This is a genomic window from Pseudomonas sp. Sample_10, from assembly GCF_004321495.1.
GTDB lineage: Bacteria > Pseudomonadota > Gammaproteobacteria > Pseudomonadales > Pseudomonadaceae > Aquipseudomonas.
The window spans coordinates 1-19,483 of record NZ_RCOE01000161.1; the positions used below are offsets into that span (position 1 = coordinate 1).

A 19,483-nucleotide genomic window follows, 5' to 3' on the forward strand; every position below is an offset into this window, starting at 1 on the left:
TTAGCGAAAAACATCTCGCGAAAGCTTGACCGTGAACAGAGTATCTACAGGTTTCGCGTCATGATGGGACGGCGCGAAACTTTTAGGAGCAAGGCTTGCCCGCGATGATTGACTGAAGGACGCTACAGCAATTACTGCTTCCAGCGATCCGCCGCAGCATGATCGCTGTCACGCCCTTCCACCCAGCGCGGTCCGTCGCTGGTATTTTCCTTCTTCCAGAACGGCGCGCGGGTTTTCAGGTAGTCCATGACAAAGGCGCAGGCATCGAACGCCGCCTGGCGGTGGGCGCTGGCGGCGCCAACGAAGACGATCGGCTCACCCGGTTCCAGCGCGCCGATGCGGTGCAACACTTGCAGCTTGAGCAACGGCCAGCGCTGCTCGGCTTCGAGGGCGATCTTGCCCAAGGCTTTTTCGGTCATGCCAGGATAGTGTTCGAGGAACATTCCGGCCACATCGAGGCCATCATTGAAGTCGCGAACGTAACCGACAAAGCTCACCACCGCGCCGACGCCGACATTCGCATCGTGCATGGCGTTGACTTCAGCGCCGGGATCAAACGCCGTGGATTGCACACGAATGGCCAAGATTCAACCTCCGGTCACGGTCGGAAAAAACGCCACTTCGTCGCCGTCGCTGACCGGTTCGTCGAGTTGGCAAAGGTCTTCATTGCGCGCGCACATCAGATTCTGCTCGCGGAGCACCTCGGCGCCGTCGCGCTGGGCCAACAACACCCGCACGTCATCGACGGTGGCGAAGTTGCCCTCGACGTTTACCGCATCCACACCCAACGCTTCCCGATACCGGGCAAAAAACTTCACGGTGATATTCATGACGGGTCCGCCTGGAAATGCCCGCTCTTGCCGCCGACTTTTTCCAGCAAGCGCACGCTTTCAATGGTCATGCCGCGATCCACGGCCTTGCACATGTCGTAGATCGTCAGCGCCGCGACGCTGGCGGCGGTCAGGGCTTCCATTTCGACACCGGTCTGCCCGGACAATTTGCAGCGCGCGACAATTCGCACGCTGTCGTCACCTTCGGCACTGAGCTCGACTTTCACACCCGTGAGCATCAGCGGGTGGCACAGCGGAATCAAATCACTGGTTTTCTTCGCCGCCTGAATGCCGGCAATGCGCGCTACCGCAAATACATCACCCTTGGGGTGACCGCCACTGACGATCATTTGCAGGGTTTCGGGGAGCATGCGCACCAGCGCTTGGGCCGTCGCCTCACGGAACGTCACGGCTTTTTCAGTGACGTCGACCATGTTGGCGCGACCTTGGGAATCGAGATGAGTCAGCACGGGATTACTCCTGATCAGGAGCGTCGATTGTAAACCTGCGGGTCAATTTTCCGCACGCACGATTATCGGACGTCCCCCTGTAGGAGCGAGCCTGCTCGCGAAAAACGCAAGAACAACGTAGTCATTCAGGCAACACGCATTATCGTTCACGTCCATCGCGAGCAGGCTCGCTCCTACAGGGGTTATATGTCGGGCATAAGAATCCGGGCGGCTTTGTCGGCCGCCCGGTTTGGGTGAAGGATTACAAATGCGATTCGGCGTATTCGGCCAGGATCGAACGAGGCACCCCTTGCAGGGTGATGTGCACCCCGTTCGGGAAATCCTTGAAGCGCTCAGTGAGGTAGGTCAGCCCGGAACTGGTCGCGGACAGGTAAGGGGTGTCGATTTGCGCCAGGTTGCCCAGGCACACCACTTTCGAACCGGCGCCGGCACGGGTGATGATGGTTTTCATCTGGTGCGGCGTGAGGTTCTGGCATTCATCGATCAGGATCAGACTCTGCTGGAAGCTGCGGCCCCGAATGTAGTTGAGGGATTTGAACTGCAACGGCACTTTGCTGAGGATGTAGTCGACGCTGCCATGGGTGCTTTCGTCATCCATGTGCAAGGCTTCGAGGTTGTCGGTGATGGCGCCCAGCCACGGCTCCATTTTTTCCGCTTCGGTGCCGGGCAGGAAACCGATTTCCTGGTCCAGGCCCTGCACGCTGCGGGTGGCGATGATCCGCCGGTAACGCTTGCTGACCATGGTCTGCTCGATCGCAGCCGCCAGTGCCAGAATGGTTTTACCGGAACCGGCAGCACCGGACAGGTTGACCAGGTGGATATCCGGATCCAGCAAGGCGTAGAGCGCCAGGCTCTGGTAAATGTCCCGTGGTTTCAGACCCCAGGCTTCCTGGTGCAGCAGCGGCTCCTGGTGCAGGTCCAGGATCAGCAATTTATCTTCCTCGATCTCCTTGATCCAGCCGACAAAACCTTGCTCGTCGATGATGAACTCGTTGATGTGCACCGCCGGCAGGTTGTCGATCAGTTGCACCTGATGCCAGGTGCGTCCATGGTCCTGGCGGGTTTCGACCTTGCTCACGCGGTCCCAGAAAGAGCCGGTCATGTTGTGGTAGCCGTTGGGCAGCAGCGACACGTCGTCGACCAGTTGGTCGGTGCTGTAGTCCTCGGCCGCGATCCCACAAGCTCGGGCCTTGAGGCGCATGTTGATATCTTTGGTGACCAGCACTACCGGCAATTTCGGATCGCGCGCGTGCAGGTCGATCAACTGGTTGATGATGATGTTGTCGTTCAGGTGCTCGGGCAGAATGATGTTCGGCTCGGCACGCTTGCTCATCAGAATTGACAGCAAGCCCTTCGGCCCGCTCTTGCCTCGCTGGATCGGCACGCCCTGTTCAACGTCCTCGGGTGAGGCATCGCCCAGGGTCTTGTCGATCAGCCGGATGGCCTGACGGCATTCGGCGGCAACGCTGTGATGGCCGCTCTTGAGCTTGTCCAGCTCTTCCAGCACGGTCATCGGGATGGCGACGTGGTGTTCTTCGAAGTTGAGCAGCGCGTTTGGATCGTGAATCAATACGTTGGTATCGAGTACATAAAGGATTGGCTGGTTGGAAGAAGAGCTACGTCCGTGATCATCCATACTCGGTCACCTTTGTGGGAGCCATTCGACGCAATACCTTGACAGTGCTGCGCCTCGAGGTGACTGCCGAATTCATCCACGAGGGCCTGGATGAACTGCACACAATAGGAGTCTGGGAAGACGCCACCTGTGTTGCAGGTTTCGGCGGTCTGTCTTCGTAATACTCCAAAACCCATGACAGAAAAAAGCACTTTGACGTTTTTTTGAAGTTTATTTTTCAGAGTGACGAAAAGCGCTTGGCGGACTGCCATCACCCGTTTAAAGTCGGAGATCAACCTGCAACGAATCCCCTCCTGAAATCGCCTTTTGCCCAATGTTTACGGGGTTTTGACCTTTTCAGCGAAACCCGCTCTGACAGTCTTCCCAACCGATCCCGCTTTGCGACGTTTGCGTCATCAGCCAAGGCAGCGCCGTTTTCACGCCATCCTGCTTCACATTGAAATTGATCACGCCATGACGCCACAGCAGCATCAAGGTCAGCACCCGCTGTGCGCTCTGATTGGCCTTGAGTTTGCCTGCGCCGTCCTGGGCATCGATATCCCATAGCGCCACCTGCAAGCCCTGAGCCTTGAAGAAACCTTCGGCATCGGCGCGGCGCTGACCATCGGGCGGGCGAAACAGCGGCACAAAATTTTCCGGCAGCTTGCCTTTGATCAGCTCGACACTGCGCCGCACAGAGTCCTGCCAGTCCTGCCAGTGGCTGTGGGAACGAAACTCCCAGCCTTGCACACCGACGCATTGGGCCGAGTACGTCGATTGCAGGCTGGCGACCGAACGCTCCGTCAGCCGGGCCTGGATGTCCCTGCCGAGCACGAAGAACGTGCCGCTCATGTTGGCCTTGCGCAGGTATTCGCTGACCCAGGCCGTGTTATCCGGTGCTGCATTGGCCGCGCTGTCGAACGTCAGCAAAAACAACCGGTCATGCATTGCCTCGCCGTTGCGCTCAAAGTCACCAAAACGATCGACTTCGCTGCTGGTCTGCGGGAAGAGCGCAGCCTTGCGCAGTTGCTCGTCGAGGTACTGGCCATGGAACGCACGACTCGGTTCCGCCCAACGGGTGTAGTAGCTGTCTTCGCTGATCTGGAACTTGGCGGCTTGTTCACGCAGGGTGGGCATGTCCTCGACCAGGAAACAGAAGGACGCATCCTGATCGCAGCTCTGTTGAGCGAAATTGTAATTGGCAAGCAAGCGCTGCCACAGGCGTTGGCGAACCCGGTTGACCGAGTCCAGATTGATCGTGCGCAAGCCCAAACGCTGGGCCAACGCGGGTTCGTCGAGGGACTCGCTGGCCAGCAGCACACTGGCGAACATGAGGATTTCCGCACGCGAGGCGACATCGAACAATGTCGGGTTGGCGAGTTGTTCCGGCCAGGTGCTGCGATCGAGCGTCGCCACGTCGCCCGGCGCCGCCAGGGCGCCGAAGCTCAAAAGCCAGGCCGAGAGTAGAAAAACAATGCGCAATGGGATGTCTCCATAACAAAACCCGCGCGGCACTATAGCTGATCCGACCGCAACTCCCGCAGCCAAGCCGAACGCCTTGTGCGAGGGAGCTTGCTCCCGCAGCCAAGCCGACTCATTGTGGCGAGGGAGCTTGCTCCCGCTGGGCTGCGAAGCAGACCCAACCCGGCGACCTCATTCCGCCAGGCTAAATACGTGCCCCCTCTTGCGACCGCTTCGCGCTCGAGCGCGAGCAAGCTCCCTCGCCACAGAAGCCCATCCTGGCAAACCATCGATCACCTATCACCTTGATAGCTGGAGTCATTGAGGCCAACCCCCTAGAATCGCCGCCACGATTAAAGGAGACGACTTCATGCTGATGGTGATTTCCCCCGCCAAGACCCTCGACTACGAAACACCGCCGGCGACGCAGCGCTTTACCCAGCCGCAGTATCTGGACCACTCCCAGGAACTGATCATGCAGCTGCGCGACCTGACGCCGGCGCAGATCAGCGAGTTGATGCACGTCTCCGACAAAATCGGCGGCCTCAACGCTGCGCGCTTCGGCAGCTGGACACCCGCCTTCACTCCGGATAACGCCAAGCAGGCGCTACTGGCGTTCAAGGGCGATGTGTACACCGGGCTGAATGCGCAAACCTTCAGCGAAGCCGATTTCGATTACGCCCAGCAACACCTGCGCATGCTATCGGGCTTGTACGGCCTGCTGCGCCCACTGGATTTGATGCAACCGTATCGGCTGGAAATGGGCACCAAACTGGCCAATGCCCGTGGCAAGGACCTGTACGCCTTCTGGGGCACGCGGATCAGCGAATGGTTGAACGAAGCCCTGGCCGATCAAGGTGACGACGTATTGCTCAACCTCGCGTCCAACGAGTATTTCTCGGCGGTCAAACGCAGCGCCTTGAACGCGCGCATTATCAATACCGAGTTCAAGGACCTCAAGAACGGTCAGTACAAGATCATCAGCTTCTACGCGAAAAAGGCCCGAGGCATGATGAGTCGCTTCGTCATCGAAGAACGCATCGACGACCCGGCAGCGCTCAAAAACTTTGATGTGCAGGGCTATCGTTACAGCGTCGAGCAGTCAAAACCGGACAGTCTGGTGTTCCTGCGCGACCACGCACCAGAGTGATGCGCAAGCACCGCGCAGGAAGGGTCAACCCCCTCCTGCGCCGTCACTGATCGTCCGACAATCTCCCCGCCAGCTCGCCAGTAAATTGGCGCCAAAAAACCATCGATCATTTTTCTAACTTTAGTTTCACTCGACTTCAATCATTTTTTTACGTAGTGGCACTGACTTTTTTTAACAGTAGTGGCACAAAAATATCCCCTCCGACGATCCGCCTATATATAAAGGGCGAAACGGCAAGTGCTATCAAAATGAAAGCAGTGCCATCTTTCTCAATATTTCAAAAAATTTCAGATTTCGCGATGGGCGGGCTGGAACTATGTCCAAATGCACCGCTCATACCACCGGTAACGATTCTCGCCGAGACTGTACGAGATAACTTACGCAGAGAAGTGATTCATGTAGCGAAGTTGTAATACAAACTTTCGCCAACTAATCCCTGATTTGGGCAACATCAAGCGGACAGGAGATAACGCATTAACACTATCCCCTACAAGGCCAAGGCCGCGCCCCTATAAACGTGCTCACCCGAGCACCCAACCGCTTGATCCACGGGCTATCCGCCTGAGATCGAGCGCGCAGCACCCGTGCACGAACACCCTCTGAACAGGGGGGTTGGCTGCATAACAGGGCAAGTCATAACAACAAGGCCTAGTTGCGCACACCTTGAGTGCACTTATTTAGACACTCGGAACTTTTATGCCAGCACACGGCACAGCTGCGCCTGTAAGCCGCACTTCCGAGTGCACTATGACCGCTGAAAACATTAACTCCGGCCATCTAATGGCTTGGTAAAACACAAGCTTGATAACGAGGTAATTTCGATGCGCATCAGCATATTTGGTTTGGGTTACGTTGGCGCAGTGTGTGCCGGTTGCCTGTCTGCACGGGGTCATGACGTCGTTGGCGTCGATGTTGCCAAAGACAAGATCGATATGATCAACGCGGGCAAATCGCCAATCGTTGAACCAGGCCTGGGTGAACTTCTGGCGCAAGGTATCCAGACCGGTCGCCTGCGTGGCACCACCAATTTCGCCGAGGCGATTCGCGACACCGACCTGTCGATGATCTGCGTCGGCACGCCGAGCAAGAAGAACGGCGACCTGGAGCTGAACTACATCGAAGCCGTGTGCCGCGAGATCGGTTTTGTCCTGCGTGACAAGTCCACCCGCCACACCATCGTGGTGCGCAGCACCGTGTTGCCGGGCACCGTGGCCAACGTAGTCATCCCGATTCTCGAAGACTGCTCCGGCAAGAAGGCCGGCGTTGATTTCGGCGTGGCCGTGAACCCTGAGTTCCTGCGTGAAAGCACCGCGATTGCCGACTACGACCAGCCGCCGATGACCGTGATCGGTGAGTTCGACAAAGCATCGGGCGACGTTCTGCAATCGCTGTACGAAGAACTCGACGCGCCAATCATTCGCAAGGACATCGCCGTTGCCGAGATGATCAAGTACACCTGCAACGTATGGCACGCCACCAAGGTGACCTTCGCCAACGAGATCGGCAACATCGCCAAGGCTGTCGGCGTCGACGGCCGCGAAGTGATGGACGTGGTCTGTCAGGACAAGACCCTGAACCTGTCGCAGTACTACATGCGTCCAGGCTTCGCTTTCGGCGGTTCCTGCCTGCCCAAAGACGTGCGTGCCCTGACCTACCGCGCCGGTTCGCTGGACGTGGAAGCGCCGCTGCTGAACTCGCTGATGCGCAGTAACGAATCCCAGGTTCAGAACGCCTTCGACATCGTTTCCAGCCACGACAAACGCAAAGTCGCCCTGCTGGGCCTGAGCTTCAAGGCCGGTACCGACGACCTGCGCGAGAGCCCGCTGGTTGACCTGGCGGAAATGCTGATCGGCAAGGGCTACGACCTGAAGATCTATGACAGCAACGTTGAATACGCCCGCGTCCACGGTGCGAACAAGGACTACATCGAGTCGAAGATCCCGCACGTCTCGTCCCTGCTCGATTCCGACTTCGACGCGGTGATCAACAACTCCGACGTGATCATCCTGGGTAACCGTGACGAGAAATTCCGCGCCCTGGTCAAGGACGTTCCGCACGGCAAGCAGGTGATCGACCTGGTCGGCTTCATGTCCAAGGCCACCAGCGTCAGCGGCCGCACCGAAGGCATCTGCTGGTAACACGGAATCCCGTCTCGGATAGCGCACTTTCGCGCATGAAAGACCTGTAGGAGCAAGGCTTGCCCGCGATGGCGATCTCAAGTGTGTCATCGCCGGCAAGCCGCGCTCCTACAGGGGGCGAGGGGCTCGCAAATGACTTTAGGATTCCGATTATGCACAGGCTAAAGCACGGCCTACTCCAGGCCGCCGGTTGGCTGTTTTATCTAAGTTTACTGATGGGCATCGCCATGGCGTTGCCTGTGTCCACATTCGACTCCGAGTCGAAGGACTTCATTTTCCTTATCGGTATCGTCGGTATCTGGCGCTACTCGATGGGTGCCACGCACTTCCTGCGCGGCATGCTGTTTCTGTACGTGGTCTACCCGCACCTGCGGCGCAAAGTGCGCAAGCTGGGCAAGGCGGCGGACCCGTCCCATGTCTTCTTGATGGTCACCAGTTTCCGTATCGACGCCCTGACCACCGCACAGGTCTACAGCTCGGTGATTCGCGAAGCGATCGACTGCGGCCTGCCGACCACCGTGGTCTGCTCCATCGTGGAAATGTCCGATGAGCTGCTGGTGAAAAGCCTGTGGAAACGGATGAATCCGCCACCGCATGTGAAGCTCGACTTCGTGCGCATTCCCGGCACCGGCAAGCGCGATGGCCTGGCTTACGGTTTCCGCGCCATCTCCCGTCACCTGCCGGATGACCGCGCGGTCGTGGCGGTGATCGACGGCGATACCGTGCTCGGCGAAGGCGTCGTGCGCAAGACCGTGCCGTGGTTCCAACTGTTCGGCAACGTCGGCGGCCTGACCACCAACGAGTTCTGCGAAGTACGTGGCGGCTACATCATGAGCGAATGGCACAAGCTGCGTTTCGCCCAGCGTCACATCAACATGTGCTCGATGGCTTTGTCCAAACGCGTGTTGACCATGACCGGGCGTATGTCGGTGTTCCGCGCCACCGTGGTCACCAACCCGGAATTCATCGCCGACGTGGAAAGCGACTCGCTGCAACACTGGCGCCTGGGTCGCTTCAAGTTCCTGACCGGCGACGACAAATCGAGCTGGTTCAGCCTGATGCGCCTGGGCTACGACACGTTCTACGTGCCCGATGCCGCGATCAACACCGTTGAGCATCCGCCGGAAAAGAGCTTCATCAAGGCCAGCCGCAAGTTGATGTTCCGCTGGTACGGCAACAACCTGCGCCAGAATTCCCGCGCCCTGGGCCTTGGCATCAAGCGCCTCGGTGCGTTCACGTCGGTGGTGCTGTTCGATCAGCGCGTGTCGATGTGGACCTCGCTGCTCGGCCTGACCGTAGCGATCATCGCCAGCTTCAAGTACGGCACCGCCTTCATCCTGGTGTACCTGCTGTGGATCGGTATCACTCGCCTGATCCTGACCCTGTTGCTGTCCTGTTCCGGCCACCGGATCGGGCCGGCCTACCCGGCGATTCTCTATTACAACCAGATCGTCGGCGCGCTGGTGAAGATCTACGTGTTCTTCCGCCTCGACCAACAGTCCTGGACTCGCCAGCCCACATCCCTGACCCGTGATCTCGCCAGCTTTCAACGTTGGTTCAACACCTGGTCGTCTCGGACCATGACCTTCTCCGCCGGCAGCATTTTTGTCGCCGTGCTGCTGATGATGGTCTGACCGCCCCCTTATTGAATTAACAAGGAAATCGCCTCTATGAATACCGCCGTCAATGCCAACGTAGTCCATGAATCCGAAGCCCAGCGCCAACACGCCCGCGTGAAAATTCCGGCCAAGCTGCGTTTCTTCGGCCCCGACCGGACACCGGTCGAAGCGCGAGTGATCGACCTGTCCGCCGGTGGCCTGGCCTTCAATGCCGGGCAACTGCCACTGAAGGTCGGCGACAAATACAAGGCTCGTCTGCAATTCGTCATCGACAACCTTGGCCTGGCCATGGATGTGGAGCTGCAGGTGCGCTCCAATGATCGCGAGACCGGTCGTACCGGTTGCCAGTTCCAGAACCTGGAACCGCAAGACATCTCGACCTTGCGCCACCTGATCACTTCGCACCTGGCCGGCGACATCGTCACCATCGGCGAAGTGCTGGCGACCCTGCAGCGCGACAACTTCACCAAGGCGCGCAAGAGCAAGGACGGCGGCCACGGCATGAGCGCGTTCGGCCGCATGAAAGCCGTGACCTTCAGCCTGGGCATTTTCGTCGTCGGCCTGGCGGCATTCGGTTTCATCTTCAAGTCGGTGTACGGCATGTACTTCGTCAGCCACGCCCAGGCCGGCCTGGTCAGCGTGCCGGGCGTGAACATCACCATGCCCCGCGACGGTACCGTGCAGAGCCTGGTGAAGTCCGATGGCGTGGCCGCCAAGGGCGCACCGCTGGCGACGTTCAGCACCAGCATGCTCGACGTGCTCAAGGGCCATCTGGAAGACGACCAACTGTCGCCAGCCAAAGTTGAAGAACTGTTCGGCAAGCAAATGACCGGCACCCTGACCTCGCCATGCGATTGCACCGTGGCCCAGCAAATGGTCGCCAACGGTCAGTACGCCAGCAAGGGCGACGTGATCTTCCAACTGGTGCCGCGCAACACCGAAGCCAACGTTGAAGCGCGCTTCACCTACCGCCAGTTCGCTGACGTATTGCCAGGCACCGCCGTGCGCTTCCAGATCGCCGGTGAAGACAAGACCCGCACCGGCAAGATCGTCAGCAGCACCAGCCTGAAAAGCGCCGACCTGTCGTCCGACATTCGCGTGCTGATCCAGCCTGACGAAGCCCTGGACAGCACCCTCGCCGGCCGCCCGGTTGAAGTGAACAGCGACCGCGGCCCGAACCTGAACTGGCTGATCGACAAAGCCATGGCTGCTGGTCTGTAACCGGAGGACATGCCCGTGACTACCCCACCAACCCCAAGAACACCGCTGTCCCTGTGGGAGCGAGCCTGCTCGCGATGGGATCCGCGCGGTTTGTCTGATGCACCGAGCCGTCTGCATCGCGAGCAGGCTCACTCCTACAGGGGTTCTCTGTGTGCCGTCGCATTGGCCGTCAGCCTTGCCGGTTGCGCCGGCCTGCCTGACCAGCGCCTGGCCAACGAAGCGCTCAAGCGCGGCGACACCGCCACCGCGGCAGCGAACTATCAACAGTTGGCAAGCCTGGGTTACAGCGAAGCCCAGGTCGGCCTGGCCGACATTCAGGTCGACAGCCGCGACCCGGCGCAAATGAAACAGGCCGAGGCGACCTACCGCGCCGCTGCCAGCGTTTCGCCGCGGGCCCAGGCGCGTCTCGGTCGCCTGCTGGTGGCCAAGCCCGGCTCCACCGAAGCCGAGCAGCACGAAGCCGAGACTCTGCTCAAGAAAGCCGCCGCTGCTGGCGAAGGCAACACCTTGATCCCGTTGGCGATGCTGTACCTGCAGTACCCGCACAGCTTCCCCAACGTGAATGCCCAGCAGCAGATCAGCCAATGGCGCGCCGAAGGCAAGCCGGAAGCCGGTCTGGCGCAAGTGCTGTTGTATCGCACCCAAGGCACTTACGATCAGCACCTGGACGACGTGGAAAAGATCTGCAAAGCCGCGATCAACACCACCGATATCTGCTACGTCGAACTGGCCACGGTCTACCAGAAAAAAGCCCAGCCTGAACAACAGGCCGAGTTGATCAAACAGATGCAGGCCGGTCATGCCCGCGGCACCGTAACGGCCCAACGTGTCGACAGCGTCGCCCGTGTCCTGGCCGATGCGAACCTCGGCACGCCTGACGAAAAAACCGCACAGTCGTTGCTCGAACCGATCGCTCCGGGTTACCCGGCATCGTGGGTCACCCTCGCGCAACTGCTCTACGACTTCCCCGAACTGGGCGACGTCGATCAGATGATGAAGTACCTGGACAACGGCCGCGCTGCCGACCAACCGCGTGCCGAGTTGTTGCTGGGTAAACTCTACTACGAAGGCAAGATGGTCCCGGCCGACGCCAAGGTCGCCGAAGAACACTTCCAGAAAGCCGTCGGCCGCGAAGTCGCCGCCGATTACTACCTCGGCCAGATCTATCGCCGTGGCTACCTGGGCAAGGTCTATCCGCAAAAGGCCCTCGATCACCTGCTGACCGCTGCGCGCAATGGTCAGAACAGCGCCGACTTTGCCATCGCCCAGCTGTTCTCCCAAGGCAAAGGCACCAAGCCTGACCCGCTCAATGCGTACGTCTTCAGCCAATTGGCCAAGGCCCAGAACACTCCGCAGGCCACCGAGCTTGCACAAACACTCGAAGCGCAACTGCCGCCTGCGCAACTGGCCCAAGCCCAACGTCTGTTGAAACAGGAACAGGCCGTTCGCGGCAACTTGAGCCAGAACACGCTGCCGCTGCATGCCCTGCAAGAAGAAGATGGCGAGGAATCCCTATGAAATTGAATCCATTCATGAAGGCCGGTATCGGTCTCACGTTCGCGCTGATCTGGTCTTGCCCGACACTCGCGGCGATGACTGAAGACACCAAGAACTTTGGCCTGGACGTGAAGATCACCGGTCAGTTCGAAGACGACCGTGACCTGGGCACCCAGAGCGGTGGCGATGTCAACGGCCTCGGCCTCGACTTGCGTCCGTGGGTCTATGGCGAAAGCGGCGCGTGGAGCGCCTACGCCATGGGTCAGGCGGTGACGTCTACCGACATCATCGAGACCGACACCCTGCAACAGTCCGACGGTGCCGAGAACACCAACAACAACGACCGCGAAACCAAGAAGAACTACCTGGCGATGCGCGAGTTCTGGGTCGGCTACAGCGGCTTCACGCCCTACCCTGGCGAGATCCTGAAGTTTGGTCGCCAGCGCCTGCGCAATGACGACGGCCAGTGGCGCGACACCAATATCGAGGCCCTGAACTGGACCTTCGACACCACGCTGTTGCGCGCCAACGTGGGTATCGCCGAACGCTTCAGCGAGTACCGCACCGACTTGAAAGAACTGGCCCCTGAAGACAAGGATCGCCTGCACGCTTACGCCGACGCGGCGTACCAGTGGACACCGGGCAACTGGGTCGGCATTCGTGGTCATCACACCCACGACGACGGCAAGCTCGATTACCCGACGCCCGGCGAAGCCAGCGATTCGCTGGACAAGAAACAGAACGGCGACATCAGCTGGCTGGGCCTCACCGCCGACAGCGACGCCTACAACTGGCGCAACACCAACACCGTCAACTACTGGGGCAGCATCACCGGCATGAGCGGTGACCGCGACACGGTCAACCCGCTGAACGCCGATGGCAGCGCTCCGGCGCAAGCCAAGCGCAGCGGCGATGTCGACGGCTGGGCCACGGACCTGGGCGTGCGTCTGCGCCTCGATCCGCAATGGCAAGTGGGTGCTGCCTATGCCCGTGCCAGCGAAGACTACGAACAGAACGGCCTGGAAAGTAACCGCTCGAACTACACCGGTACCCGCTCGCGCGTGCACCGTTTCGGCGAAGCGTTCCGTGGCGAAATGAACAACCTGCAATCGGCCACGCTGTTCGGTTCGTGGATGCTCAACGACGAATACGACGCCAGCCTGATCTACCACAAATTCTGGCGTGTCGACGGCAACAAACCGGTCGGCAGCAACGGCATCGACGCTGTGCAGAACAACACCGACGACGTGACCGGCGCAATCCTTTCCAGCACCTCCCTGCCGCTGAACGATGGCGAGAAAGACCTCGGTCAGGAAATGGATCTGGTCGTCACCAAGTACTTCAAGCAAGGCTTGCTGCCGGCCTCGATGAGCCAGGCGATCGACGAGCCTTCGGCGCTGGTGCGCTTGCGTGGCGGCGTGTTCAAGCCGGGTGATGCGTACGGCAAGGAAGTCGACTCGTACATGCACCGCGCATTCATCGACGTGATCTGGCGCTTCTGATGCACATTGCGAAGGGAGTCTCCCAGATGAATCATCAAGCCCGAAAAGGCTCGATCAGCCTGTTGGCCGGCGCCATGCTGCTGGCCAGCGCGACTGCCTTCGCCAATGTGGAGCCAGCGGCTCCTCTAGCCGGCAAGCAGGCGACCGTGGCCAAGGAGCTGCAACAGGCCAAGACCTATACCGTCAGCAGTGCACCGACCGCGCCGCTGGAACTGGCCACGCCGAAGCTGCCGGACGTTTCCGGCTACACCGCCGAGGCCATCGCGGCGAAAATCGTGCGCGGCAAAGCGGGCAAGATCAGTGTGCGCCGGATGATGCAGGAAGACGCTCTGAAGGACTTCATCGGCGGCGACAACAAGATGGCCGAATGGGTGGTGCGCCAGCACGGCATCCCTCAGGCGATCTTTGTCGACGACGGCTACATGAACCTCAAGGACCTGGCGAAGAAGCTGCCCAAGCAGTATTTCAGCGAAACCTCGCCGGGTGTGTTCCTGGCCAGATTGCCGATCGTGGTCGGCCGTAACGGCATCCTCGAAATCGACAAACAGACCCAGGAATTGCGTCTGTCCCAGGAAGCCGGTTCGTTCCTGGTCAACGACGGCAAATTGTTCGTGCGTGACACCAGGATCACTGGCTGGCGCGAGAAGGACAACGGCCCGGCGACGTTCAAGTCGCCAAAGGAATTCCGTCCGTTCCTGCTGGCATGGGGCGGCACCGAGACCTACATCGCCAACAGCAAGCTCGCCAGTTTCGGTTATGCCAACAGTAAGTCCTACGGCGTGAGTATTTCCCAGTACACGCCGAACATGGCCAAGGTGCTCAAGCGTCCTGAGCCGACTGGCTGGATCGTCGGTTCCGAATTCTCGGACATGTGGTACGGCTTCTACTGCTACGAAACCAGCAACTTCGTAGTCAAGGGCAACACCTACAAAGACAACATCGTCTACGGCATCGACCCCCACGACCGTTCCCACGGCCTGATCATTGCCGACAACACGGTGTACGGAACGAAGAAGAAGCACGGGATCATTATTTCCCGTGAGGTCAACGACAGCTTCATCTTCAACAACCGCAGCTACGACAACAAGTTGTCGGGCCTGGTGATCGACCGTAACAGCGTCAACAACCTGATCGCCTACAACGAGATCTACCAGAACCACACCGACGGCATCACCCTCTACGAGAGTGCCGACAACCTGCTGTGGGGCAACAAAGTCGTCAGCAACCGCCGCCACGGCATCCGCATTCGTAACAGCGTGAACATTCGCCTCTACGAAAACATCGCCATGGCCAACGGTTTGACCGGCGTCTATGGCCACATCAAAGACCTGACCAACACCGACCGAGACATCAAGCTCGACCCGTTCGACGCCCAGGTGTCGCTGATCGTGGTCGGCGGTGAACTGGCGGCCAACGGCAGCGGCCCGCTGTCCATCGACTCGCCGCTGAGCGTCGAGTTGTATCGCGTGTCCATGCTCGCCCCGACCAAATCCAGTGGCATCAGCTTCTCGGGGATTCTCGGTGAGCGCCAGGATGAAATTCTCGACTTGCTGGTACGCCAGCAGAAAGCCGTGCTGATCGACCCTGTCGAACGCCAGACCGAAATGCAGGACTGAGGATAATTTTATGCACCCACACTTGATCAAATTACTCAGCCTGTCGGCCCTGACCGCGGGCATTCTCGCGGCTAGTGGCGGCGCCCGTGCCGATGAAGTCCAGGCACCCAAATTTTCCGCTGAACCGTGCTGCAGCCTCTGCCCGGCCGCTCACGATGCGAAGAATTACACCACACGTTATCAGCAGAATTTCACCACGCTGGTGCAGGCCCAGGGCGACTGGTTGTTCCGTACGCAAGAAGACTTGCGCACCGAGTTCGACACCACCCCCGCCGGCTACAAACGCATGAAACAACTGCACGATGCGTTCAAGAGCAAAGGCGTGGAACTGGTCATCGTTTACCAGCCGACCCGTGGCCTGGTGAACCGCAACAAGCTCAACCCGGCGGAGAAAGCCAGCTACGACTTCGACAAGGCGTTGCGCAACTACAAGACCATGCTCGGCCGTTTCGCACAGATGGGTTACGTAGTGCCGGACCTGTCGCCGCTGACCAACGAACAACTGCCCGAGACCCTGCCCGCCCACGACTTTTACTTCCGTGGCGACCAGCACTGGACACCGTACGGCGCGCAGCGCACAGCGAAAATCGTTGCCGAAAAGGTCAAGCAGATCCCGGCCTTCGCCGACATTCCCAAGCGTGAATTCGAGACCCATAAGTCGGGTCGCATGGGCAAGACCGGAACATTGCACAACATGGCCGGTCAACTCTGTGGCACCAGCTACGCGATCCAGTACATGGATCAATTCACCACCGAGCCAAAAGGTGAAGCAGGCGATGGCGATCTGTTCGGCGACTCCGGCAATCCGGAGATCACCCTGGTCGGCACCAGCCACAGTGGCAAGAACTACAACTTCGCCGGTTTCCTCGAAGAGGCCATCGGCGCCGACATTCTCAACGTGGCGTTCCCCGGCGGTGGCCTGGAAGGTTCGATGCTGCAGTACCTGGGCAGCGAGGAGTTCCAGAAGAACCCGCCGAAAATTCTCATCTGGGAATTCTCGCCGCTCTATCGCCTCGACCAGGAAACCATCTACCGCCAGATGATGGCGTTGCTGGACAACGGTTGCGAAGGCAAGGATGCACAGATGTCCGGGAGCGCCACCCTGAAGCCGGGCAAAAACGAATTGATGGTCAACAGCAAAAACCTCGACCTGCGTAACAGCAGTCACCAGGTCGACATCCGCTTCGCCGACACGTCGGTGAAAACCTTGCAAGCCACCCTCTGGTACATGAACGGTCGCCACGAGGACATCAAGATCGAAAAACCGGAAACCTCCGAGACTGACGGACGTTTCGCCTTCGAGTTGCGCACGGACGAAGACTGGGCCTCGCAGAATCTGCTGGCCGTTGAAGTCCAGGGCCCGGAAAAAGCGGGCGCCGCGCCACAGAAAGTCGAAGCGAAAATCTGCAAACGCAACGTGTTCCCGGGCGCTGAGCAACGTACCGCTTCAGCCGGGCAATGAGGTCTGCTATGCGAAATCCGAAACTGGCAACACTGACGCTTTTGAGCCTGGCGATGTTCGCCGGTGCGACCCAGGCGGCGGCGCCTTTGCGTCCGCCACAGGGTTACTTCGCGCCGATCGAGAAAGTCAAAACCGGCGACAAGAGCGAAGGCTGCGAAGCAATGCCGACGCCGTACACCGGCTCGCTGCAATTTCGCAGCAAGTACGAAGGTTCGGACAAGGCCCGTTCGACCCTGAACGTGCAATCGGAAAAAGCCTTCCGCGACAGCACCGCCGATATCACCAAGATCGAGCGCGGCACCAGCAAGCGCGTCATGCAATTCATGCGTGACGGTCGCCCGGAACAACTGGAATGCACGCTCAACTGGCTTACGGCATGGGCCAAGGCGGATGCGTTGATGTCCAAGGACTTCAACCACACCGGCAAGTCGATGCGCAAATGGGCACTGGGCAGCATGGCGTCCTCGTACATTCGCCTGAAGTTTTCCGACTCCCGTCCGCTGGCCAATCATCAGCAAGAGTCGCAGCTGATCGAGGCCTGGTTCAGCAAGATGGCCGACCAGGTGGTCAGCGATTGGGACAACCTGCCGCTGGAAAAAACCAACAACCATTCGTACTGGGCCGCCTGGTCGGTGATGGCAACCGCCGTCGCCACCAACCGCCGCGACCTGTTCGACTGGGCCGTGAAGGAATACAAGGTCGGCGCCAATCAGGTCGACGCCCAGGGCTTTTTGCCTAACGAACTCAAGCGTCAGCAACGTGCGTTGGCCTACCACAACTATGCCCTGCCGCCACTGGCGATGATCGCCAGTTTCGCCCAGGTCAACGGAGTGGACCTGCGCCAGGAAAACAACGGCGCGTTGAAACGCCTGGGTGATCGGGTACTCGCCGGGGTCAAGGATCCGGACGAATTCGAGCAGAAGAACGGTAAGGAACAGGACATGACCGACCTCAAGGTCGATTCGAAATTCGCCTGGCTCGAACCGTTCTGCTCGCTCTACACCTGCGCGCCGGACGTGCTGGAGAAGAAGCATGACATGCAACCGTTCAAGACTTTCCGCCTGGGTGGAGACTTGACCCGGGTCTACGACCCGGCCAATGAAAAGGGCAAAAAGGGCAGTTGAGTCAACGCTGATCGTTCCCACGCTCTGCGTGGGAATGCAGCCCGTGACGCTCCGCGTCACATGCCGAAGCGGACGCAGAGCGTCCATTGAGGCATTCCCACGCAGAGCGTGGGAACGATCATGTACCTCCCCCGGTTTTCGGTGGGGGGTTTGGGGGGGCCGTTGGCCCTTGACTGTTGGTTCAAACAAGGAGAGATCGGGATGGTTTTTTCGTCCAACGTGTTCCTGTTTTTGTTCTTGCCGATCTTTCTCGGCTTGTACTACCTGAGCGGGCAACGCTATCGCAATCTGTTGCTGCTGATTGCCAGCTACGTGTTCTATGCCTGGTGGCGTGTGGACTTTCTGGCGCTGTTCGCAGCGGTCACGCTGTGGAACTACTGGATCGGCCTGAAGGTCGGTGCCGCCGGTGTCCGGACCAAACCGGCACAACGCTGGTTGCTGCTCGGCGTGGCTGTCGACCTGTGCATCCTCGGCTACTTCAAGTACGCCAACTTCGGCGTCGACAGCATCAACGCGATGATGACGTCGGTGGGCCTGGAGCCGTTCATTCTGACCCACGTGCTGTTGCCGATCGGTATCTCGTTCTACATCTTCGAGTCCATCAGCTACATCATCGACGTCTACCGTGGCGACACCCCGGCGACCCGCAACCTGATCGACTTCGCGGCGTTCGTGGCGATTTTCCCGCACTTGATCGCAGGTCCCGTGTTGCGTTTTCGCGACCTCGCCGACCAGTTCAACAACCGCACGCACACCCTCGACAAATTCTCCGAGGGCTGCACGCGGTTCATGCAGGGTTTCATCAAGAAAGTCTTCATCGCCGACACCCTCGCGGTGGTGGCCGACCATTGCTTCGCCCTGCAAAACCCGACCACGGGCGATGCCTGGCTGGGGGCACTGGCCTACACCGCGCAGTTGTACTTCGACTTCTCCGGCTACAGCGACATGGCCATCGGCCTGGGCTTGATGATGGGTTTCCGCTTCATGGAAAACTTCAAGCAGCCGTACATCAGTCAGTCGATCACCGAGTTCTGGCGCCGCTGGCACATCAGCCTGTCGACCTGGTTGCGTGACTATCTGTACATCACCCTGGGCGGCAACCGTAAAGGCACGCTGACCACCTATCGCAACCTGTTCCTGACCATGCTGCTCGGTGGCCTGTGGCACGGCGCTAACATCACCTACATCGTCTGGGGTGCGTGGCACGGCATGTGGCTGGCGATTGAAAAGGCCCTGGGCCTGAACACTTCGCCGCGCAGCTTCAACCCGATCCGCTGGGCGCTGACCTTCCTGCTGGTGGTGATGGGCTGGGTGATCTTCCGTGCAGAAAACCTGCACGTCGCCGGTCGCATGTATGGCGCGATGTTCAGCTTCGGCGACTGGTCGCTGTCGGAACTCAACCAGGCCAGCCTCACCGGTCTGCAAGTGGCAACGCTGATCGTCGCCTACGTGACCCTGGCGTTCTTTGGCCTGCGTGACTTCTACAGCAACCAGCCTGCGGGCAAGACCAAGCCTGCGCTGAACGTGGACAGCGATGGCCCGGCCGCCAGCGAACCGGGTCTGATCAAGGCCGCGCCTGGGGATAACCCGGCGAGCATTCACCAGCCTGGCTACACCGTCGGCGTCGACGCCCAGGTGCAACCGGCCTACTGGACCGCTGACTGGTCGCGTTATGTGATGCGGGCGCTGGTGCTGCTGCTGTTCATCGCCTCGATTCTCAAACTCTCGGCGCAAAGCTTCTCGCCGTTCCTTTACTTCCAGTTCTGAGGGATCTGACC

At 59.5% G+C, this 19,483-nt stretch carries 15 protein-coding genes; 10 read left to right on the forward strand and 5 right to left on the reverse strand.

Features of this window, described 5'->3' with window-relative positions; translation table 11 throughout:
• Positions 1 to 131: 131 nt before the first annotated feature.
• The 5 genes from moaE to D8U18_RS16155 form a co-directional block, all read right to left on the reverse strand.
• Positions 132 to 584 carry a molybdopterin synthase catalytic subunit MoaE gene (gene moaE / locus D8U18_RS16135; RefSeq protein WP_056853657.1) on the reverse strand — a complete coding sequence of 151 codons (453 nt, stop codon included), beginning with the start codon at positions 582 to 584 and terminating at the stop codon, positions 132 to 134.
• Between the two features lie 3 nt (positions 585 to 587).
• The gene (locus D8U18_RS16140; RefSeq protein ID WP_056853658.1) at positions 588 to 830 is read right to left on the reverse strand and encodes a MoaD/ThiS family protein; all 243 of its coding nucleotides are present in this window, start codon (positions 828 to 830) and stop codon (positions 588 to 590) included.
• A complete protein-coding gene (gene moaC, locus D8U18_RS16145; RefSeq protein WP_008060536.1) occupies positions 827 to 1,300 on the reverse strand; it encodes a cyclic pyranopterin monophosphate synthase MoaC in 474 nt (157 codons plus the stop codon). Before moaC ends, D8U18_RS16140 begins: the two co-directional genes overlap by 4 nt.
• 241 nt (positions 1,301 to 1,541) lie before the next feature.
• Positions 1,542 to 2,936, reverse strand: coding sequence for a PhoH family protein (locus D8U18_RS16150; protein WP_056854495.1), 1,395 nt, complete (start codon positions 2,934 to 2,936; stop codon positions 1,542 to 1,544).
• A gap of 336 nt (positions 2,937 to 3,272) precedes the next feature.
• Positions 3,273 to 4,397: a polysaccharide deacetylase family protein gene (locus D8U18_RS16155; RefSeq protein WP_131107994.1), complete on the reverse strand. Its 1,125-nt coding sequence runs from the start codon at positions 4,395 to 4,397 to the stop codon at positions 3,273 to 3,275.
• Between the two features lie 349 nt (positions 4,398 to 4,746).
• Here D8U18_RS16155 and yaaA point away from each other — a divergent pair, with 349 nt between their 5' ends.
• From yaaA to D8U18_RS16205, 10 genes are all read left to right on the forward strand, one after another.
• Positions 4,747 to 5,526 (forward strand): peroxide stress protein YaaA, encoded by a 780-nt coding sequence (gene yaaA, locus D8U18_RS16160; RefSeq protein WP_131107995.1) that lies wholly within the window; start codon positions 4,747 to 4,749, stop codon positions 5,524 to 5,526.
• Positions 5,527 to 6,347: 821 nt separating this feature from the next.
• On the forward strand, positions 6,348 to 7,664 hold the full coding sequence (locus D8U18_RS16165) for a nucleotide sugar dehydrogenase (protein WP_056854498.1): 1,317 nt from the start codon (positions 6,348 to 6,350) through the stop codon (positions 7,662 to 7,664).
• A 149-nt stretch (positions 7,665 to 7,813) separates the two neighbouring features.
• A complete protein-coding gene (gene alg8 / locus D8U18_RS16170) occupies positions 7,814 to 9,298 on the forward strand; it encodes a mannuronan synthase (protein WP_177435030.1) in 1,485 nt (494 codons plus the stop codon).
• 36 nt (positions 9,299 to 9,334) lie between these two features.
• Positions 9,335 to 10,504, forward strand: coding sequence for an alginate biosynthesis protein Alg44 (locus D8U18_RS16175; RefSeq protein ID WP_130903617.1), 1,170 nt, complete (start codon positions 9,335 to 9,337; stop codon positions 10,502 to 10,504).
• 9 nt (positions 10,505 to 10,513) lie between these two features.
• Positions 10,514 to 12,022 carry an alginate biosynthesis TPR repeat lipoprotein AlgK gene (gene algK, locus D8U18_RS16180; protein WP_177434583.1) on the forward strand — a complete coding sequence of 503 codons (1,509 nt, stop codon included), beginning with the start codon at positions 10,514 to 10,516 and terminating at the stop codon, positions 12,020 to 12,022.
• A complete protein-coding gene (locus D8U18_RS16185) occupies positions 12,019 to 13,503 on the forward strand; it encodes an alginate export family protein (RefSeq protein ID WP_056854501.1) in 1,485 nt (494 codons plus the stop codon). Before algK ends, D8U18_RS16185 begins: the two co-directional genes overlap by 4 nt.
• Before the next feature lie 26 nt (positions 13,504 to 13,529).
• Positions 13,530 to 15,119: a mannuronan 5-epimerase AlgG gene (gene algG / locus D8U18_RS16190; RefSeq protein ID WP_056854502.1), complete on the forward strand. Its 1,590-nt coding sequence runs from the start codon at positions 13,530 to 13,532 to the stop codon at positions 15,117 to 15,119.
• Positions 15,120 to 15,129: 10 nt separating this feature from the next.
• On the forward strand, positions 15,130 to 16,581 hold the full coding sequence (locus tag D8U18_RS16195; RefSeq protein WP_056854503.1) for an alginate O-acetyltransferase: 1,452 nt from the start codon (positions 15,130 to 15,132) through the stop codon (positions 16,579 to 16,581).
• A gap of 8 nt (positions 16,582 to 16,589) precedes the next feature.
• The gene (locus D8U18_RS16200; protein ID WP_056854504.1) at positions 16,590 to 17,705 is read left to right on the forward strand and encodes a mannuronate-specific alginate lyase; all 1,116 of its coding nucleotides are present in this window, start codon (positions 16,590 to 16,592) and stop codon (positions 17,703 to 17,705) included.
• 201 nt (positions 17,706 to 17,906) lie between these two features.
• The gene (locus D8U18_RS16205) at positions 17,907 to 19,472 is read left to right on the forward strand and encodes an MBOAT family protein (protein WP_056854505.1); all 1,566 of its coding nucleotides are present in this window, start codon (positions 17,907 to 17,909) and stop codon (positions 19,470 to 19,472) included.
• Positions 19,473 to 19,483 lie beyond the last annotated feature (11 nt).